The 17808-nt window shown below is 70.9% G+C and carries 14 protein-coding genes and 1 pseudogene (1 of these 15 running past the window's edge); 5 read left to right on the top strand and 10 right to left on the bottom strand.

The features are described from left to right. Window positions 1-135: 135 nt before the first annotated feature. A complete protein-coding gene (locus tag CED_RS07950; protein WP_011437808.1) occupies window positions 136-447 on the top strand; it encodes a hypothetical protein in 312 nt (103 codons plus the stop codon). Window positions 448-547: 100 nt separating this feature from the next. Next, the gene (locus CED_RS07945; protein WP_011437807.1) at window positions 548-967 is read left to right on the top strand and encodes an ester cyclase; all 420 of its coding nucleotides are present in this window, start codon (window positions 548-550) and stop codon (window positions 965-967) included. Window positions 968-1107: 140 nt separating this feature from the next. On the opposite strand, the gene CED_RS07940 is transcribed toward CED_RS07945, so the two are convergent. The 3 genes from CED_RS07940 to CED_RS25145 form a co-directional block, all read right to left on the bottom strand. Next, entirely contained in the window at window positions 1108-3570 is a 2463-nt protein-coding gene (locus tag CED_RS07940; RefSeq protein WP_235186955.1) for a helicase-associated domain-containing protein, read from the bottom strand. Window positions 3571-3777: 207 nt separating this feature from the next. Further along, window positions 3778-4062 (bottom strand): hypothetical protein, encoded by a 285-nt coding sequence (locus CED_RS07935; RefSeq protein WP_131728932.1) that lies wholly within the window; start codon window positions 4060-4062, stop codon window positions 3778-3780. A 1380-nt stretch (window positions 4063-5442) separates the two neighbouring features. Further along, the gene (locus CED_RS25145) at window positions 5443-5760 is read right to left on the bottom strand and encodes an NAD(P)H-dependent oxidoreductase (protein WP_235186954.1); all 318 of its coding nucleotides are present in this window, start codon (window positions 5758-5760) and stop codon (window positions 5443-5445) included. Between the two features lie 108 nt (window positions 5761-5868). On the opposite strand from CED_RS25145, the gene CED_RS07930 reads away from it, so the two are divergent. Further along, a complete protein-coding gene (locus CED_RS07930) occupies window positions 5869-6996 on the top strand; it encodes a phosphotransferase enzyme family protein (protein ID WP_011437803.1) in 1128 nt (375 codons plus the stop codon). An 80-nt stretch (window positions 6997-7076) separates the two neighbouring features. Here CED_RS07930 and CED_RS07925 read toward each other — a convergent pair whose 3' ends face one another. The 5 genes from CED_RS07925 to CED_RS24245 form a co-directional block, all read right to left on the bottom strand. Further along, window positions 7077-7859, bottom strand: coding sequence for an enoyl-CoA hydratase/isomerase family protein (locus CED_RS07925; protein ID WP_035909555.1), 783 nt, complete (start codon window positions 7857-7859; stop codon window positions 7077-7079). 296 nt (window positions 7860-8155) lie between these two features. Beyond that, window positions 8156-9283 carry an HAF repeat-containing protein gene (locus CED_RS07920; RefSeq protein ID WP_235186953.1) on the bottom strand — a complete coding sequence of 376 codons (1128 nt, stop codon included), beginning with the start codon at window positions 9281-9283 and terminating at the stop codon, window positions 8156-8158. 351 nt (window positions 9284-9634) lie between these two features. Beyond that, complete coding sequence (locus CED_RS07915) at window positions 9635-10165, bottom strand: hypothetical protein (protein WP_011437800.1); 531 nt, start codon at window positions 10163-10165, stop codon at window positions 9635-9637. A gap of 144 nt (window positions 10166-10309) precedes the next feature. Beyond that, the gene (locus CED_RS07910) at window positions 10310-10996 is read right to left on the bottom strand and encodes a hypothetical protein (protein ID WP_235186952.1); all 687 of its coding nucleotides are present in this window, start codon (window positions 10994-10996) and stop codon (window positions 10310-10312) included. A 177-nt stretch (window positions 10997-11173) separates the two neighbouring features. Continuing rightward, a complete protein-coding gene (locus CED_RS24245; protein WP_160172375.1) occupies window positions 11174-11698 on the bottom strand; it encodes a hypothetical protein in 525 nt (174 codons plus the stop codon). Between the two features lie 1265 nt (window positions 11699-12963). On the opposite strand from CED_RS24245, the gene CED_RS07895 reads away from it, so the two are divergent. Together CED_RS07895 and CED_RS07890 are read left to right on the top strand one after the other, a co-directional pair. After that, window positions 12964-15672 carry a WD40 repeat domain-containing serine/threonine protein kinase gene (locus CED_RS07895; protein WP_035909552.1) on the top strand — a complete coding sequence of 903 codons (2709 nt, stop codon included), beginning with the start codon at window positions 12964-12966 and terminating at the stop codon, window positions 15670-15672. 350 nt (window positions 15673-16022) lie between these two features. Then, the gene (locus CED_RS07890) at window positions 16023-16460 is read left to right on the top strand and encodes an SsgA family sporulation/cell division regulator (protein WP_035909550.1); all 438 of its coding nucleotides are present in this window, start codon (window positions 16023-16025) and stop codon (window positions 16458-16460) included. A 131-nt stretch (window positions 16461-16591) separates the two neighbouring features. Here the strand turns inward: CED_RS07890 and CED_RS25140 are convergent, their stop codons facing one another. Next, window positions 16592-16897, bottom strand: coding sequence for a hypothetical protein (locus CED_RS25140; RefSeq protein WP_011437796.1), 306 nt, complete (start codon window positions 16895-16897; stop codon window positions 16592-16594). A 177-nt stretch (window positions 16898-17074) separates the two neighbouring features. Continuing rightward, window positions 17075-17808 (bottom strand): annotated as a pseudogene (locus CED_RS07880) (aldo/keto reductase); it runs 313 nt beyond the window's last position.

Raw genomic sequence — 17808 nt, 5'->3', positions numbered from 1 at the left:
AGCGGGCGGGTGGCTGGGAAGCGGGAACCCGGCACGGCCACGGCCGGTCAGACCGGGGGTGCCTCGCCGAGAGGCGAGGCGGCATGAGCGGACGCTATCAAGCGCTTTCATGCAACGGTTCTTGGGCAGAGCTGGTTGATCGTCGCGATCGTGCTGACGACCGTAGCCGCCGCCGTGCTCCTCATCGTGGTGCTGCCCGGACAGCGTGACGTCCTCGACGAGATCGTCGCCGGATCCCCGGCCGTCCCCGACCGTGCGCAGGATGGTGGCGCGGTGGCCATGGATGGTGGCGCGGTGGCCATGGATGGTGGCGCGGTGGCCATGGACGCGGCCGCGGCGCGCGCCCGCACGAGCGGTCTCGCGATGGCGGCCGGTGTGTTCAGCCTGCTCTGGGTCATCGTCACCGTTCTGATGATCATCCGCCCCGGCTCGACCACGAGCGTCTGACGTCCTCCCGGACATCCGGTTTTCCGTCGGGAACCGGCCCGGTGGTGGGATGATCGCCCTCTGGGCGGTGTGTGCGGCAGGCAAGCCTGGAGGATGTCACGTGGGAGAGGCGCTGGACACGGTGAAGCGCGCGCTGGACGCCTTCGACCTCGGTGACGAGGCCTCGGTGCTGTCGCTACTTGACGAGGATCTGGTCGTCGAGGCACCGGGCGGGGTGCGGATCAAGGGGCGCGCGGCGGGCGCCGAGTACAGCGCCGCCTTCCTGGCGGCCTTCGGTGAGATCGACGTCGATACCCACGTGCTGGCCGAGCAGGGCGAGATCGTGGTCGAGGAGTACACGCTGACCGCGACGCACGTCGGCGTCTACCGCGACCCGGACGGTACGGAGCTCGCGCCCACCGGGCGTCGGATCAACCTGCGTGTCGTCGAGGTCTACCGGGTCGAGCGCGGCCTGATCACCGAGAACCGGCTGTACTTCGACCAGACGCGGCTCGCTCGCCAGCTCGGTCGACCCGCCTGAGCCGCCCCGGGCCTGGCGGCCCCGCCCCGGGCTGGCCGGGCGTGAGAGCCGACGGGTCCAGATTCGAGAGCTGATCGGCATGGACCTACTGCCTGCGGAACCCGGCTGACCGGTCATGCCCGGGGAGAAGGGGGTGCCGGTCAGCCGACGGGACTGACGGACTCGATGTTGGCGATGGCGAACTCGCGCTCGGCGTTGCGCAGGTGGCACCAGGAGTCCAGCCACCGGCCGAAGAGCTGGTTCGGCTGGATGCGGCGGACCGTCCGGGTGCCCTGCTTGTCCCGGTAGGCGATGACCACATCGCTGCGGCGTTCCACCGCGTCCGCCAGCACGGCGAGCTCGGCGTCGTTTAGCCGTCCGTTCATCTCGCCGAGCCGCTGGGCCAGGTCGGTCAGCAGGGTGACACCGTCGTCATTGCCGGTGCGCAGGCGCTGGGCGAGTTCGTCGGCCGTCAGCCGCCGTCGGGTCGCCGGCGGACCGGCGGGGGNCCCTCCNTGCGGTCGGGACGCCCGGGACTCCCGGGACGGCTGTGCCGGGGCCCCCCGCGGCGCCTTCCGCCCCGGTCCGCTCGTCACGATGACGGTGCCCGTCGCGTCCTCGGCGACGGGGTAGAAGCCCGTCCGGCGCAGCTCGGCGAGGACCGTGTCCAGTTCCACCGGGCTGGCCAGCACGGTGGGGGCGAGCCGGGCGAGGTGCAGCTTCGCCAGTGTCCGGGTGTGGAGGATCTCGGCGGTCGTGGGCTCGTCGGCGAGGACGGCGCTGCGCATCCCGCGGACCCGCACGTGTCCGTGCCGGCGGGCGACGTCGGCGATGAGGNATTCGAGCGGCTGCGGGAGACCGTGGTCGGCGATGGCGCGTAGCTGTTCGAGCAGCTCGGTGGCGGACCATCCGGCGTCCATCGCGGCGCGGACGCTGGCGGAGGTGAACCGCCAGGTCCCGGCCGCGCCCCGGGACTCCGGCACCGCCGCGGCCCGCAGGAGCTGGGATATCGCCGCGCTGGGCTGGCCGGACACGACCGCGGTGAGATCGGACTGCAGGATCAGGCTGGACGGCGTCGCGGGCAGCAGCTCGGCGCAGCGGTCCGCCAGATCCCGCACCGTCCTCGCGACCTGCGCGGCGAGCTCGTCCGCGGTCGAGACGATCATAAGCCCGACGGTGGCAGCCGCCGCGTCGGTGGTGCTCGGCGCGGCCTCGATCAGGGCCTGGCCGGGCTCGGACAGGACGTCGAGGGCGAACACCCCGAGCAGCTCGGCCTCGCNGATCGACGCCGCCACCTTGATCTTGCAGGTGGCGGCGTCGTAGCCGTGCAGGGGGAAGAACCAGTCGAGGTTCTCAGCCGTGAGCCGCACCGACCGCCCGCCGGCCGCCGCGCGGATCAGCACCCGGCGAATCTGGCCCGCCCCCGACCCGATGGGCAGGGGCGGCGGGACGTCCTTCTCGTCGGCACCCTCGCGGCTCGTCGGCGCGTGCTCCAGAGCGTGCCACGCCGCCGCCAGCGTCGCCCACTGATGGCTTGGCGACTCCTCCCGCCACTCCTGGAACCGCGGGCTCGGTGCGTAGCCGCCTTCGGTGAAGGCCAGCAGGCCGGCGGCCGCGACCAGGTCGATCCACAGCGGCAGCTCGGCCAACGGTGTCGACAGCCGCTTCGCCAGCCGGGCCCGTTCCCGCCCACCGACGCCTCCTCGCTTGAGCGCCACGACGGGGGCGGCGGCGGCCTCGTCGAGCAGGGCGGTCACGGCGCGGATAGCGCCCTGGGCGGCCGCCTGGGAGCTCGACCGGACGGCGGCCTCGTTCACCTCCGGCCGGGGAATGTCCGGCGGCCCGGTGAGCCCCAGGTCCTGCCTGGCCAGCCAGGCGGCGACCGCGACCTCACGGGGGAGCTCCGGCCGGTTGCCGACGCCCAGCACCAGCCCCGCGGTGATCAGCTGCCTGATGGACCGCGTGGCTGCCCTGCGGTCATGGATCTCCTCGAAGGGCGTGTAGGGGAACATGTAGGGGAAGTAGCCGCCGGCCGTGGCCAGGCGCAGGTCATCGAGTTGCTGCCGCGCCGGGGCGGGCAGGGAAGCGATGATCGTCGCGATGCGGCGGGCATCGGNCATGAGTTCGGTGAGCCGCGCGACCAGCTCGGTCTTGCGCAGGTTTTCGGCCGGAGCCCCGAGCGCCGTGACCGCCTTACGCAGATCCTCGACCAGGACGTTGCGGGCGATCTTTGCGACCGGGCGGGCGGAGCTGATCTCCTCGACCCAGTGGTTGTGCAGCGGCTCCGGGAGTCGGACCACCGTGTCGGTCCAGGCGAGGCCGCGGGCGCACAGATCGTCCACCCCGGCGCGCACCGCGTCCGGTAACGCGCCCAACAGCTCGGCCATCCGGGGCACCGTCGCGGACTCCCCCAGCAGCGCCGCCGCCTGGCCGACCCGGAGCGTGTCGCGGTTCAGCTCCCACAGCGCCGCCGCCAGCGAATCCGGGCTTTCCAGCCGCTGCGCGAGCTGCCCGAAACCGCGGGGTACCGGCTCGATCAGCACGTCCGGACGCGAGCGGAGCAGAGCGGCCAGCGCCGGCAAGTCCAGATCCGCAAGATGGTCAACGAACGATCGTGGTGTCATCCCCTCCATTCTTATGCGCGCCGAACGGGCACGGTCGCCCGGTCTGCCGGTAGCAGACATCCGAGACCACGGTCGCCCGTTCCCGATCCGTCCGGATTGCGAGCGCACCGGTGGCGCCGGCGAACGGCATCGGCGCCCTCCGGACGGTCGCCGGTACCGCGGACGGTCGCCGGTACCCCGGGCCTCGCCGTCGTTGCCGGTGCGGCCTCACTGATAGCCGATGTGGAGGACGGTGGGGCTGGTAGGCGCATCGCTGTCGATGACGACCGTCGGCCCGTCCGGACCACCCCCGGGACCACCGGCCCAGCCGAAAGTGAACATGTAGCTGTGCCCCGGCGCGATCCGGAGGTGGGAGTTCTGATCCAGGAGGCGCTCACCGTCCACCGAGATTGACTGGACGTGCAGGATCCCCGGTCCTTTGTCAGTGATTGTCAGGTCGGTCTGCCGCCCGACGCCGCTCACCGCGCCGGTCTCGTACGAAACGTTGATCACCGGGAGTGGATGATACGTCGAACGGCGGATCATGGCGCCGGCAGGCAACGCTGAGAACAGAATGAGCAGTATTGCGGTGACCATGATGGATACGGCGCGGCGGGACGGGTGCCGGGTACGGGCCGAAACGGATTGCGCCGCATCCCCCATAGCCCCGGAGTCGTCGGTAAGGACGGGCACCAGATCGAGGTGCGGGCGGCACACCGACCTGCCCGGTGAGGGGAGCATGGTTTCCTCCGCGCTGTATTTCCAGAAATCTGTCATCCCGGCCCGAGGATACTAGGGGCCCGGTACGCTGAGTGGTCAGGTCCTACGGGAACATCTCCACCGGACCGGAAGCATGAGCCCATCCGGGGTATGCGGATACCCCTTGCGGGCACCCCCGGTGAATGTGGACGCAGTCGGTCATCCGGCCCGTGCTGTCGGGCAATGGTCGGTAACTGGAATGGTCCTCCCGGATGGCGGTCAACGGCGGTCAACGGCGGTCAACGGCAGGCGTGACCGCCGCCCGGACTTGCGCCGGTTCGACACAGATGTATCGGTTCTCCCATCTTGTGAATGTTGTCATCGATGGTTGGACGGGCAGGGGCGTTCCGGTGTCAACCGCATCGGGTTCTCACCGGCCCGGCTGCCCGCCCGATGCGCGGCCCGATAATCCGGACGGGAATACGTAAACGTGAAACGGAATCGAAGGGCTCGGCGCGCCGTTGTCATTGAGTGGGGAAGTTCTGGTAGGGAATAGCGGATCGGAGAACACGTGAGAGACGCGAGAGAGGTTCAAATATGCGTCGACCCGTTAAGAGAAGAACCGGGCGAGCTGTCGGTGTCCGTCGCATTCTGGTGACCATCGGAGCCGCCGTCACGCTCGGTCTGCTCACCACCGGCGCGGGCTGCCAGCCGCCCGGCACACCCTGCCCTCCCTACCCACCCGTCCCGCAACCCAACTGCCAGCCCATCCCGAACTGACGTGTCCGGCCGCGGCGGGTCACCTGTCCGGGTGAGACGCCGCGCAGGGCGCAAGGGAGGGAAGATCGGTGTCCCACACGCGGGTCCATCGGTGGTCGGCCGTCCGGGTCGGTCGCCGGTGGGCCGCGANGGGCTCNCCCCGCCGCGACATCTGCCGTGTCCGCGACATCTGCCGTGTCTGCCGTGTCTGCCAGGCCGAGGTGGTGCACGACGGCCCGCGGAACCTCGGCGAGTCCGGCACGCACCCGTGGGTCGCTCACCGTGCCGTCCGGACCGATGGCCTCCCTTGCCACGGGCAACGACGCGCAGGCCGACGCGCTGACGTTGGCAGCCACCTGGTCCAGCACCGTCCCCAGCTCGGCCCGGGCACCCCTCCCCCGGCTCGGGGCGGCCACGTTGACCCAGGCAGCGGACTTACCGTAGAGCTCCCCGCCGCCGATCGTCCAGTCGATCAGGTTCTTGAAGCTTCCAGTTCTTGAAGCTTCCAGGTAGCGCGCCTGCGTACTGCGGGGTGCGGAACAGCACGACGTCGGCCGCTGTGAGCTGCGCGCGCAGTTCGGCCCCGGCAGGCTGGGGCGCGTCGTCGCTCTTGCCGTAGCCGTGCTCTTGCCGTAGCCGTGCTCTTGCCGTGGCGGTGGTTCTTCGATGGTGGGTTTCGACGGTGGGTGCGGCCGGGCCCGGTTCCTTGACGGCGGCCCGCCGACTCCGGCAAACAAGATGGATGCGGACCATTTCCCCTGGTGAAACAGGGTTCAGGCAAGGGTTCAAGCAGGCCGGAGCGGTACGCGGGGTCACGTCCTCCCACGGGGACGCCATCTCGCCCGGACCGGTGGTCGTACGGTGAGCACGACCTCCGTCGACGGGCTGGTGGGGCTGGATGGCGTCCTCGGTGACGTCCTCGCCGCCTATGATCTCGGCCCGTCGCCGCGGGCGAGCCTGCTGCATGTCTCGGAGAACGTCACTTACCGCGTGGACGACCCGGCGACCGGCCGGCGTTGGGCGTTGCGGCTGCACCGGCCCGGGTACCACACTCTCGTCGAGATTCACGGGGAGCTGGCGTGGGTGGCTGCCCTGCGCGCCGACGGCGTGGTCGTGACGCCGCCGGTCGTGCCGACGAGGGCGGGTGGGCCCGTGGCGACCGTGGCCGCGACCGGAACCCTCCCGCCGAGTGCCGCCTCGCCGGATCCCGCTGGGCTGGATCCCGCTGGGCCGGATGGTGCCGAGCGGCACGCCGTGTTGTTCGAATGGGTCGACGGACGTTCACCGGAACCGACGGACCCCATGTCCCTGCGCGGCGCGTTCGGGCAGCTCGGGGACATCACCGCGCGGCTGCACCGGCACGCGCGGGAGTGGTCCCGCCCGACTACCTTCGCCCGCTTCGAGTGGACCTGGCGGAGCATGCTCGGCGACGCCGGCCGGTGGGGGAGCTGGTCGGAGGGCTTGGTCACCGCGCTGGCCGACGGCCCCGGCCCGCCGGGGGACGGCCCGCGGGGGGACGGCCGCGCGGCGTTGGGCCTGCTGAGCCGGGCCGCGGCCGACATCGAGGCACGCCTGGCCGCCTTCGGCACCGGGCCGGACCGGTTCGGGCTCGTCCACGCCGACATGCGGCTGGCGAACCTCCTGGTACCCCGGGATGCGTCCACCGGGGACGTCTGCGTGATCGATTTCGACGACTGCGGCTTCGGCTGGTACCTCTGGGATCTCGCCGCGTCGCTGTCCTTCATCGAGCACCTCGACGAGGCCGGCGACCTGGTGGCCGCCTGGCTGGCCGCCTACCAGCGCCAGCGCCCGCTCACCGCGGACGACGTAGCGATGATCCCTACCTTCGTCCTGTTGCGCCGGCTGCTCCTGGTGGCCTGGCTGGGCACCCATCCGCACTCGGACGCGGTGCCGAGCGCCTCCGAGTACGCCCGGGACAGTTGCGAGCTGGCCGAGGCCTATCTGGGCGGGCGGTTCCTCACCGGCTGAGGCGGCGGCCCGCGGCCAGGCCTGACCGCTGGCTCGTCCCGCCCGCCCGAAATCCCCGAGGACCGGCACGCCCGGACCACTCAGCGGCCGGTGAAACGGGGCGCGCGGCGCTCCGTCGAGGCGCGCACCCCCTCGGCGAAGTCCTCGGTGGCCCNCAGTCTGGCCTGCTCGGCGGTTTCCCGCTCGGTGGCCGCCCGGATGACGGGGACGAGATCCGCCCACATCGTCTCCCGGATGCTGCGCACGGCCAGCGGCGCGGCGGCGGTGACCTCACCGGCCAGCGCCACCGCGGCCTCCCGCAGCTCGGCGTTCGGCACGAGCCGGTCGGCGAGGCCGATGTCGAACGCCTCCTGCCCACCAACCCGGCGACCGGTGTAGAGCAGGTCGAGCGCCTTCTGCCGGCCGACGACCGCCGGCAGGGTCACCGAGATGCCGAAGCCCTGGTGCAGCCCGATCCGGGAGAAGTTCGCCGCGAAGCGGCTGTCCGGGCTTGCGACCCGGAAGTCCGCGGACAGCGCGAGCCCCAGCCCGCCGCCGACCGCGCTGCCCTGCACCGCGGCCACGACCGGTATCGGGGAGGCGAACAGCCGTAGCGCCTCGCGGTAGAGGGCCGGCGCCCCCTCGTCCGCCGAGATCGCCTCGGCCGCACTCGCGCCGGAGAAGTCGGCTCCGGCGCAGAAGTTCCTGCCCTGGGAGCACAGCACGACGGCACGGACGTCGGAGTCGGCGCCGAGCTTGTCGTAGATGTCGGCGAGGGTCTGGATCAGGCGCACGTCGAAGAAGTTGTGCGGCGGACGGCAGACCTCGACGACGGCGACGTGGCCGGGCAGGGTCTGTACCGCGATGTCTCCGGACTCGCTCATGATGATCCTCCGTCGGGTCGTCCGTGCTGGTGCCGGCGGTCCGCCGTGCCGGCGGGGTCTCCTCCGTCCGACATCGTCCATCCTGACCGAAAACGCCTCGCGGGTCGCGTCACGGACTGGGCCTGGACCGGGCCTGGACTGGGCCTGGAGTGAGCGGACTGAGCCTGGAGCGAACGGAGACGGACGCGGCTGACCTCCCGTTCCCTGACGACGAGTTCGACGTGGTGCTCTCCTGTTTACCGACTAGATCATGCTCACGGTGTTCAATGTGCTGTGCTGACCGGACAGCCGCCGCGTCAGCGGCCGGGGGCCGGCCAGAAGGTCGCGAGCGGAATCGGGGAGTCGGCCGGGTCCGAGGAACCGAGGACGACGTCGGCGGGGGTGATGGCGTTCGCGTCGCTGTACGGCCCGCCCAGCGTGCCGAGATCGGTGAAACNGCCGTCGCGCCAACGGAACGCGTGCCCGTTCGCCGTGCCGGCGACGGTTCCCCGGTCGTTGATGGCGGTCACCCCAAAGTCGCCGCTGGGCACGCNGATGGTCGCGCGCTGGCCGTGCCACCAGACGAATGCATGGTTCGACGAGCCGCGGCTCAGGACGAGGACCTGGCCGGCGTTGTTGATCCCGATCGCCCAGGATTCGGTGTCGCCGGGCGGCGTACCGAGGTCGATCAGACGACCGCGTTCCCAGAGGAAGGCGTGGGTGTGCCCGTCGGCCGTGTCGCTGTAGCCCACGATCTGCCCGGCGTCGTTCGCGGCCACCGCGGTGCTTGACGGGCCGCCGAGGGTACCCAGGTCGTGCAGGGTGCCTCTCCACCAGCGGAAGGCGTGGGACGGGCCGGCGGCGGTGTTACTGCTGCCGGCGATGGCCCCGGCGCTGGTGACCGCGACGGCGGAGCTGCTCGGGCCGCCGAGCGTACCCAGGTCCTGCAGGTGGTTGTCCGCCCACCGGAAGGCATGGAACGTACCGGCGTTGGTGGTGCTGGTGCCGACGATGACCCCGGCGCGGTTGACCGCCACCGCGGCGCTGCTGTAGCCGCCGGCCGTGTGGGTGCCGCCGAGGTAGCCCAGACCCTGGGGCTGGGAGGTTCCGTGTTCCAGCCGGAACGCCTGCCGGTCGTAGTGGCTGACGAAATCGCCGATGACCAAGCCGTCCTCGGTCACCGCCTTCGGCTCTGTGCTGCCGTTGAGGACATGCACGGTGCCGTCGCGCCAAAGGAAGCCCGTGGTGCTGTACGCGCCGCTGTCCCAGTGACCAACGTAGAGTCCGCGGCTGTTGCCACTGGTCAGCGAGCCGGGACTGCCCGGTCCGGGAATGCCGACCCCGGCCGGCGTCGTCTGGCGTGGGTCAGGTCGTGGTTCTGGAACCGGCGCCGCCAGGGCCGGGGGAAGCCCGGTGAGGGACAACGGTGCGGCGGCTGCGGCCATGACCGCTAGGTGGACGAATGTTCTCCGGTTGTTCGGCACGGCCGACCTCCCTGGTCAGGCCTTCCCGACCGTCGTCGTGGCCGCCGGGGCGCCGTCGCACGGGTTCGGTCGCACGGGTTCGGTCGCCAGGATCCTGGCGCCGGATCGGGTCGGGATGGCTGGACGGAGGACCGGCTGGCACCCCGTCAATTGATTACTAACTGAAGCCGGATGGTGTCGATCTGTAGTCGGCTTGTNAATGAATGACACGCCCCGCCTGCGGCCGCGAGGCGCGGAACGTCGCGGGCGCGGGCCGGTGAGCGGCGCGCTGACGTGGGCCTCAGCCGACTCCACCCAGATGGTGCGGACGGCTCAGGACACCGTGATGTCGAGTTTCATCCCCAGCGACTCGTGGTTGTCGACCGGGCAGTCCAGCTCGTAGGTACCCGGCTGCAGAGTCACGGTGAGGTCCTCGGACTCACCCGGTGCGAGGTCTTTCGTCGTGGCCTCGTGCAGGCCGGGCCCCTCGATCCTCAGCGCGTGCGTCACGTGCCCGGCATTCTGGGTGACGAAGGTGTAGATGCCCGGGGTGAACGTGTTCCGGGAAAGTTTGATCACGAACTCGGTCTCGGTGACCGTCACCTTCGTCGCGCCCGCGGTTCCCGCGCTCGTCAACGGACCGGTCGGGGACGGCTTGGCCGACACCGAAGCGGGCGTGGTCGGCGTGGGCCGTGGCGTCGGGGTGGTTGTGCCGCCGCACGCGGCGGTGAAGGCGAGGATCACCGTGCCCGTCGCCATGACCGCGGCAGCCCGGCGCCCACCGCGCCGATGCGCGGCCCGTCGACCCTCGAGAAGGCCGGGGCGGGCGGGGCCCGCGGTCGAGGTTCGCAGGTGATCGGTCACGTGGTCTCCTCGGAAGGTCCGCCGGTCGACTGCGATGGTGCCCTGACGTCGTGACGTCGTCCTCTAAGCGGCTCCGGAGCGTCGCGTCGCATCACGCCGAGGGCACCACGAGGCGGTCGCGTAGGCCGTGGACGGCCGGTGGGGTCAGCCGCGCCTCGTCGTCGGGACCAGTTGGGGCAGCAGGGCTCCGAGCCCGAAGCAGACGGCGGTCGCCGTGATGGTGATGCCGAAATCACTGGGGATGCCGGGCGACAGCAGCCGGGTGGCTGAAAGCGCGAAGATGACGAACAGGCCGACCCCGCAGCCGGCGGGCACGAACCGCAGGCCGCGCTGCCACCAGGTGGCCGGCACCGCATGGCGACCGAGCGGGAGCAACGCGACGGCCCAGAGCAGCCCCATCAGGACGACAAGCCCGAGGCCGAACAGCCCGTAGATGGACAACAGCGATCCGTGGATGTCGGCGGTTCCCGCTACCCTGGCCACTGTGTGCAGGTCCGCGCCCCGGATCGCCACCTCCACCGGCATCAATCCGGTAGCCCGACCGTCGAGGTCGCGCACATCCAGGTCGACGGTCCAGTTCGCCGATCCGCGGGCCGGGATGGTTGTGCGCACCCGGGTGTCGTAGTCGAAGAAGGTGAGGCCGAGCACGGTTCCGCTCAGCCGTACCGAGTCGACGGGGACATTCGACCGGGTCAGGTTCTGCACGCTGACCACCACGCGGGCGACCGCACTGGCTTCGAGGACCACGTTGTCCTCACCGAGGGGCTGACCGTCGACGGTGACGCCGAGTTCCACCCCGCCGCCGTCCGCCGCATGGACCGGAGACGCCATGGGTAACATGAGCCAACTCAGGCACGCCGTCAGGCAAACGGCGACGAAAATACTTTCCCGCGCCGACTTCTCCGTCGGCAATCTGACATTCACCGCTTCCCCCCGTGGCCCGGATGACCGGCAACGCGACTGTTATCCTATCGATCGTCGTAGGGCGGGACTTCCGCCTAACGTGCATCACGTTGTCTCCGCCGGTCCGGGGCAGGCCGCCGGCAACGGGCGTGTTGCCAGCCGCACCCGGGGGGGCGCTCTGGTGTCTGGCCAGCGAGTATCTGGTCGATTCGTGCCACGGCCGTCGCGCGGTCTGGTATCGACGGTGTTTGTCGTTGTGTTTTTCTTGGTCAGCGGGGCCGGCGTCGCCACGGCGATGGTCAGTCCCGGGACGTCGACCGGCACGTCGTCGGAGTCCATCTCCCCGTCCCGGTCCATCCCCCCGTCCCCGCTGCCGTCCCCGTCCCCAGCCCCGACCCGGTCCGCATCCCCGTCCCCGCTGCCATCCGCGTCCCCGTCCCCGCTGCCGTCCCCGACCCGGTCCATCCCCCCGTCCACGTCTCCGCTGCCGTCCACCTCCCCGTCCCGGCCTCCCATCCCGAATCCGGCGCCGAACCCGGAGACCCCCAGCGGTACCCCGTCTCCCCACTCCGATCCGAGTGCGACGAGCTGCCCGTCGGGGACGACGACGGACGCTGGTGGGCGCTGCACGTCCAGTTCNCCGACCTGCCCGGCCGCAGCCACGCGCAATGCGGGTGGCCCCTGCGACCAGCACGGTCCGACCTGCCCACCGAGCACGCCTCGATCGGCCGACGCGGCGGCGTCATCACCGCCGAACGGTGCCTGCCCGCAACCCCGGTGCACCTCCGGGCCGGCGTCGACGTCAACGCCGGGGACGGGTACAGGGATGGGGACAGACAGGGGATGTGCTGACGGCGATCCCCGGCACTGCGCGACGCCCGCCCCCGCGTTGCCGCTCGGCCTGGTCGATGGGACGCCCTGCCCCACGGAGGGCACGAAGACCACGCCACCTCCCATCACCTCGTCCCCGGTCACCGACTCCACCAAGCCGGGCTCCAAGGGGGAGAAGGAGACCTCGGTTACCTGTCCGGACGGCTCCGTGCGCCGATCGGCCGACCAGTGCCCCCTGCCGCAGAAGGCCTGCCCTGGGTCGGTGGTCGGCGTCGCCGTGGGCGAAGCCTGCCCGCCGCCGCGGCCATCCCCGCCGGTCCCGGTCGTCTGCTGGGACGGTTCCGTGCGCGCGGCGACGCTCGACTGCCCCGCCGGGCGCCGGCTCTGCCCCGGCGGCCTCGCGGTTCCGCTGGACGNGCAGTGCGCGGCACCCACCCCGTCCCGCTGCCCGAAGGGGACGGTGCGCGTGCTGGGCGTATGCACACCCGTGTCCGAGCCCGGCGTGTCCGAGCCCGGCGTGTCCGAGCCGGATGTGGGGAAGCCGGATGTGGGGGAGCCGGTGGCACGCGAGGCACGTCCCGGTGAGCTGTTGTTCGACCGGAGCGCCGTGACGGCCGGAGATACGCTGTTCGCCCGGGGTGCCGGCTGCAGACCCGGGTCGCAGGCCGTGCTCACCGCGGGCGGCGAGCTGGTCGGACGGACCGTCGCCGACCAGGACGGCACGTTCGAGACCGTGGTCCAGTTCGCCAGCTTCCGGCCGGGTTACCGTCCGGTCACCGCCGCCTGCGGAGCTAACCTCTCCGCCGGTATAGACATGGTGCTGGTCTCCGCGGACACCAGCGCTTCGCCTTCGTCGGTGCTGCTTCCGCTCTTCCTGGCGCTGTCATTCCTGGCCGTGCACTACCAGATGGCGGCCCGTGGACGTCGGCGTGCCAGGTCGCAGCGTCGCTAGGTGCCAGGCGCCGCCGGGCATTACCGGGCGTTGCCAGGCGCGGGTGGCCTGCTGACCGACAACCTCGGGATCCTCGACAACCTCGACAACCTCGGGCGGGAGTGATCAGCTAATGTCCCACCCACCCGGCCGGAGTGGACCCGCGGACGGACCCGCGGACGGACCCGCGGATCGTGCTGCCTCCGAACCGACCGAGGTCGGTCCCTACCGGCTGGTGCGGCGTCTCGGCGCGGGTGGGATGGGGACCGTCTACCTGGGGGAGAACGCCGCCGGTGGTCTGGTCGCGGTCAAACTGATCCGGGCGGATCTCGCCCGGTTGGCCGAGTTCCGCAGCCGGCTCAAGCAGGAGGCCGACAACGCCCGGCGGGTCGCTCGTTTCTGCNCCGCGGCGGTCCTCGACGTCGACATCACCGCCGATCCGCCTTATCTGGTGACCGAGTACGTCGACGGGCCGACGCTGTCCGAGGCGGTTGGCACGCGCGGCCCGTTGACCCCGGCGGAGCTTCATCAGCTGGCGGTGAGCATGACCACCGCGCTGATGGCGATCCACCGGGCCGGACTCGTGCACCGGGATCTGAAGCCGTCCAACATCCTGCTGTCCCGGCTCGGGCCGAAGGTGATCGATTTCGGTATCGCGCGCGCCCTGGACTCCGCGACGGTACTCAGCGGGGATCGCCAGCTCGGGACGCCGGCGTTCATGGCGCCGGAACAGGCCCTGGGCGAGCAGGTCACCTCGGCGGCGGACGTGTTCGCCTGGGGCGGTGTCCTCATCTTCGCCGGGACCGGTCGTTACCCGTTCGGTAACGGCCCCGCTCCCAGCGTGCTGTACCGGACGGTCAACGATCCTCCGACGCTTGACGGCTTCGAGGACAGCCTGCGGCCCCTGGTCTCCGATGCGATGCGCAAGGCAGCGGCGGAGCGACCCACCGCCGAGAAGCTCTACGCGCGCCTTCTGGACCTACGTGTCGAAGCCCCGATGGCGGTCAAGGGGCTGTCCCTGTCCGAGGTGACCGCGCTGATCCGGCCGCTGAACACGTCCCCCGGCGGCGCCTCCGGAACGTCGGCGAGCGACGCCGACCTCGCGGGTCCGATCACGCCCGTCACCGGCCATCAGCCGATCGGACCCCCGCCGCCGGCGAACCTGATCTCGTTCCCGGGGCCGGGCATTCCCGGGGCACCAGCCCGGTCCGGCCCGTCGTCGGTTCCGGGCCCGTCGTCGGTTCCGGGCCCGTCGTCGGTTCCGGGCCCGACCTCTTCTCCCGGGCTCGGGTCGTCCTCGTCGGGGAGCGAGGCGTCACCGTCCGGGCCGGATGCCCGCTGGCGGCCGGGCGCAGGCTCGTCGTCCCGGTCCCGGGACTTCGCCGATGCTCTGGTGACGGTCTGGACCGAGGACGAACACAGCCAGGACCCCGGGCGAGGAGCGTCCCCGTCGTCCTCGTCGTCCTCGTCTCAGCGGTCGTCCTCGTCTCAGCGGTCGTCCTCGTCGTCGCGGAGGTCCTCGTCCGCCGCGCCACCGGGCGACCGGGCCCGCAACCGACGTCCGCTGATCATCGTTGCCCTGGTGGCCGCCGTCACCGTGCTCGTGACGACGGTCGCCATCGTGTCCACCAGGGGCGGGGGCTCGCGGACCGAGATGAGCGTGCCTGAGGCGGTCGCCGAGCGGGCGCTGCTCCTCCAGGACGGCGACACGGGACTCGCTCGCCGGCTCGCGCTCGCGGCCTACCGCGCCGAGCCGCACTCGGCCAGGACCCGGAGCGCGATGATCGCGCTGTTCGGTGCCGGGATCACCCCGACCACCATCCCCGTCGGGACCGGTGCCCTGCTGGCGCTCGCGGTGAGCCCGGACGGGCACTGGATCGCGGCGGGGAGCAACAACGGAACGGTCACGTTATGGGAAGTCGTCGGTCGGACCGAGCTGGTCCGGCGCACCTCCGTCTCGGTGCCGAGCCGCAGCTGGATCGAGTCGCTGGCGTTCAACCGGGACGGTGGCCTGCTCGCCGCGGGCCATTCCGACGGCACGATCCGACTGTGGAACCTGCACGACCCCGACCAGATGGTCCGATGGTCAACCATCCAGGCCCACACCGACGCGGTGCAGTCGGTGGCCTTCAGCCCGGACAGCAACACTCTCGGGTCCGCGAGTGCGGACGGCATCGTCGCGCTGTGGGACGTCACGGACCCGGCGCGTCCGAAGCAGCGCGTCCGGGCGGACGGTCAGACCGGGGGAGTGCGCTCGATGGCCTTCGCGCCTAACGGCACCCTGCTCGCGTTCGCTGGTGAGGACGGCACCGTCCATCTGTGGAACATCCGGGACGCGGCGCGGCCGACCGCGGGTGGAATCCTGCGCGGGCACAGCCGTGGGGTGCGGTCCGTGGTCTTCACCGGCGACGGAGGCGTTCTGGTCTCCGGCGGCGTCGACGCCACGGTGCGCCTGTGGGAGGTGCGGTATCCGGACAATCCCGCCCGTGGCGTCGCCACCGGCTCGCTGGGCGGGATCCAGAGCGTGGCCTTCGAGCCGGGTGCCGACGTCGTCGCCTCCGCCGGCGATGACGAGACGGTCCGGCTGACCGACATCTCCCGTCTGGACACGCCGATCCTGCTGACCCAGTGGCACGGGCACACCCAGCCGATCAGCGCGATCGCCTTCGTCTCCGGCACGGGCGTCGTCGTCTCGGCTGGTCACGACGGGACATTGCGGCTGTGGGACGCCGAGCCCGGCCGGCTCGCGGACACCGCGTGCGCCGATCCGGCGAACCGGATCACCGCCGGTGAATGGAGCACTGCCTTCAGGGATATGGGCTACCGGGCTCCCTGCGGCTGAGTTGACGACGGGCCGGCCGGTGGGGGCGGATGGTCCTGACGGTCTGGGCCGACTCCCTCCCACCGGTACGACGGCCAGCGTCGACACCCGTCGGGCCAGTGACGAGGTCATCGCCGCACCCGTCGGCGGACTCGGCCGGAATCTCTCGACGTGGGGTCGCCGCAACCATGCCGAAACCGCGACAAAATAGCGATGGAACCGTGACGTTGCGTTCACTCGCCGGCTATGCCGACCGGCCTAGCCGTGCCGGGTTGATCCGCCCGTCCAGAGAGGCCCGTCGGGTGGCCAAACCGGGCGTCGCCGGGCGCGATGCTGAACAGTGTCGAATCCGACCGTGTTGGGAGGCAGCGATGCTCCGTCACAGCTCGACGCCCGCGCATGTCGTGGCGCGCGATCTATCCGTTGACTACGTCACGGAGGAGGGGGAGCGAGAGGCGATCCCCGGCACACTCCGTTATGACCCGGCTGATCCCTTCGCCGTTGAGTTGATCCTACGTCCCGGTGAAGAGGCCATCACCTGGATCTTCGCCCGCGCGCTGCTGGCCGAAGGGATCGAGGTTCCCGCCGGGACCGGCGACGTGCGCATCCGGCCGACGAGATCCAANGGGCAGACGGTGATCACGGTGTCCCTGTCCAGCCCGTCGGGGCATGCCGATCTCGAGCTGGCGAAGTCGAAGGTCACCGCCTTTCTCGCCGACTGCCACGGACAGGTTCCAGCGGGGCGGGAGAGCAACGGCATCGACTGGAACAACGAACTTCACATGCTGCTGCGCACTCGGAACACCTGACCGCTTCGAGTGTTCTCAAAGATATCATCATGAACTCTGGTGATGACGATTCCGGGCGGGGGTACCGGTCCGTTCCGCGGCGCGGATACGGGGAGCCGTAGCCATCCCCCGCCCGTGTCCCGCGCGCCCGCTCAGAAGGTGTCGGGCGCGCCTTCGATCGGCTGCCAGACCTGAATCTCCGGGGGTCCCTCGACGCCGGCATCCCGCATGAGGGCGGCTATCTCAGGCTGATTGGTGAAGAACTCCTGGAACGCCTCCGTGGAATCCCATTCATCGAGGATGATGACCTGCCCGTGGCCGGCAAGGAAACGATGGTGCAAGGCTCCTACCTTTTGTGCCCGCTCGGCGATGGATGTGAAGATGTCTGCCTTCGATGCGAACAGCTGCTGAAGAGCGGCTGGATCGACTTTCAGGGTCACGGCGACGATGACACTCATGTTGAACCCCCCTTATGTTACCTGACTCGGGCGACTGTAGCGCATCGTCTCAGGATCCGGAAGACGGCTTGTCTGCCTCCGGAGATGCCGCGGCGCCGACCGGCTTGGCGGTGCCGTGAGTCGAGAAACGTGGCTGGTCGGGGGTGGGCATGGTCAGGCTGGTCAGTGGTTCGTCCGTCAGTGGGCCGTCCGACGCCGGCAACTCGGCCGCAGTGCCGGGTTACCGCTGTGGTGGTTGGTGCCGGCGATGTCGGTGCCGGGGGTGACGATCTCGTCGATCGCGTCGAGTGTCGCCTGGTCGAGGGTGATCTCGGCCGCCAGGAGGACGTCATCGAGCTGAGTGAGCGTCTTGGGCCCGATGATGGTTGAGGTGACGGCGGGGTGGCTGTCGACGAAGGCCAGCGCGAGGNGGGTGAGGGACACGCCGGCCTGCTTGGCGAGGGTGGTCAGCTCCTCCACCACGGTGAAGCGGGCGGGTGCGTGCGGGTCCTCGGAGAGTGCCTGACCCTGGCGGCGGCCGAGCAAGCCCTGTGACGAGTAGCGCGATCCGGCCGGAGCCTGCTCGCCGCGCCGGTACTTGCCGGTGAGCCAGCCGCCGGCCAGCGGGCTCCAGGGGATGATGCCGATGGTGTGGCGTTGGGCGGCGGGCAGGACGGCTTCTTCGATGGAGCGGGCGAAGATGGAGTACTGGGGCTGTTCGCAGACGAACCGTTCGCTGTTACGGCGCCGGGCGGCCCACTGGGCTTCGACGATCCAGTCGGCGGGGAAGGAGGAGGAGCCGAGGTAGCGGACCTTGCCGGCGTGGACGAGGTCGGACAGGGCGCCGAGGGTGTCCTCGAGGTCGGTGTCCCAGTCGTGGCGGTGGACCTGGTAGAGGTCGATGTAGTCGGTGCCGAGGCNGCGCAGGNNAT

The sequence above is a fragment of the Frankia sp. CeD genome (genome assembly GCF_000732115.1).
In the GTDB taxonomy this organism is placed as follows: Bacteria; Actinomycetota; Actinomycetes; order Frankiales; family Frankiaceae; genus Frankia; species Frankia casuarinae.
This window is presented reverse-complemented; position numbering and strand designations above follow the sequence as displayed.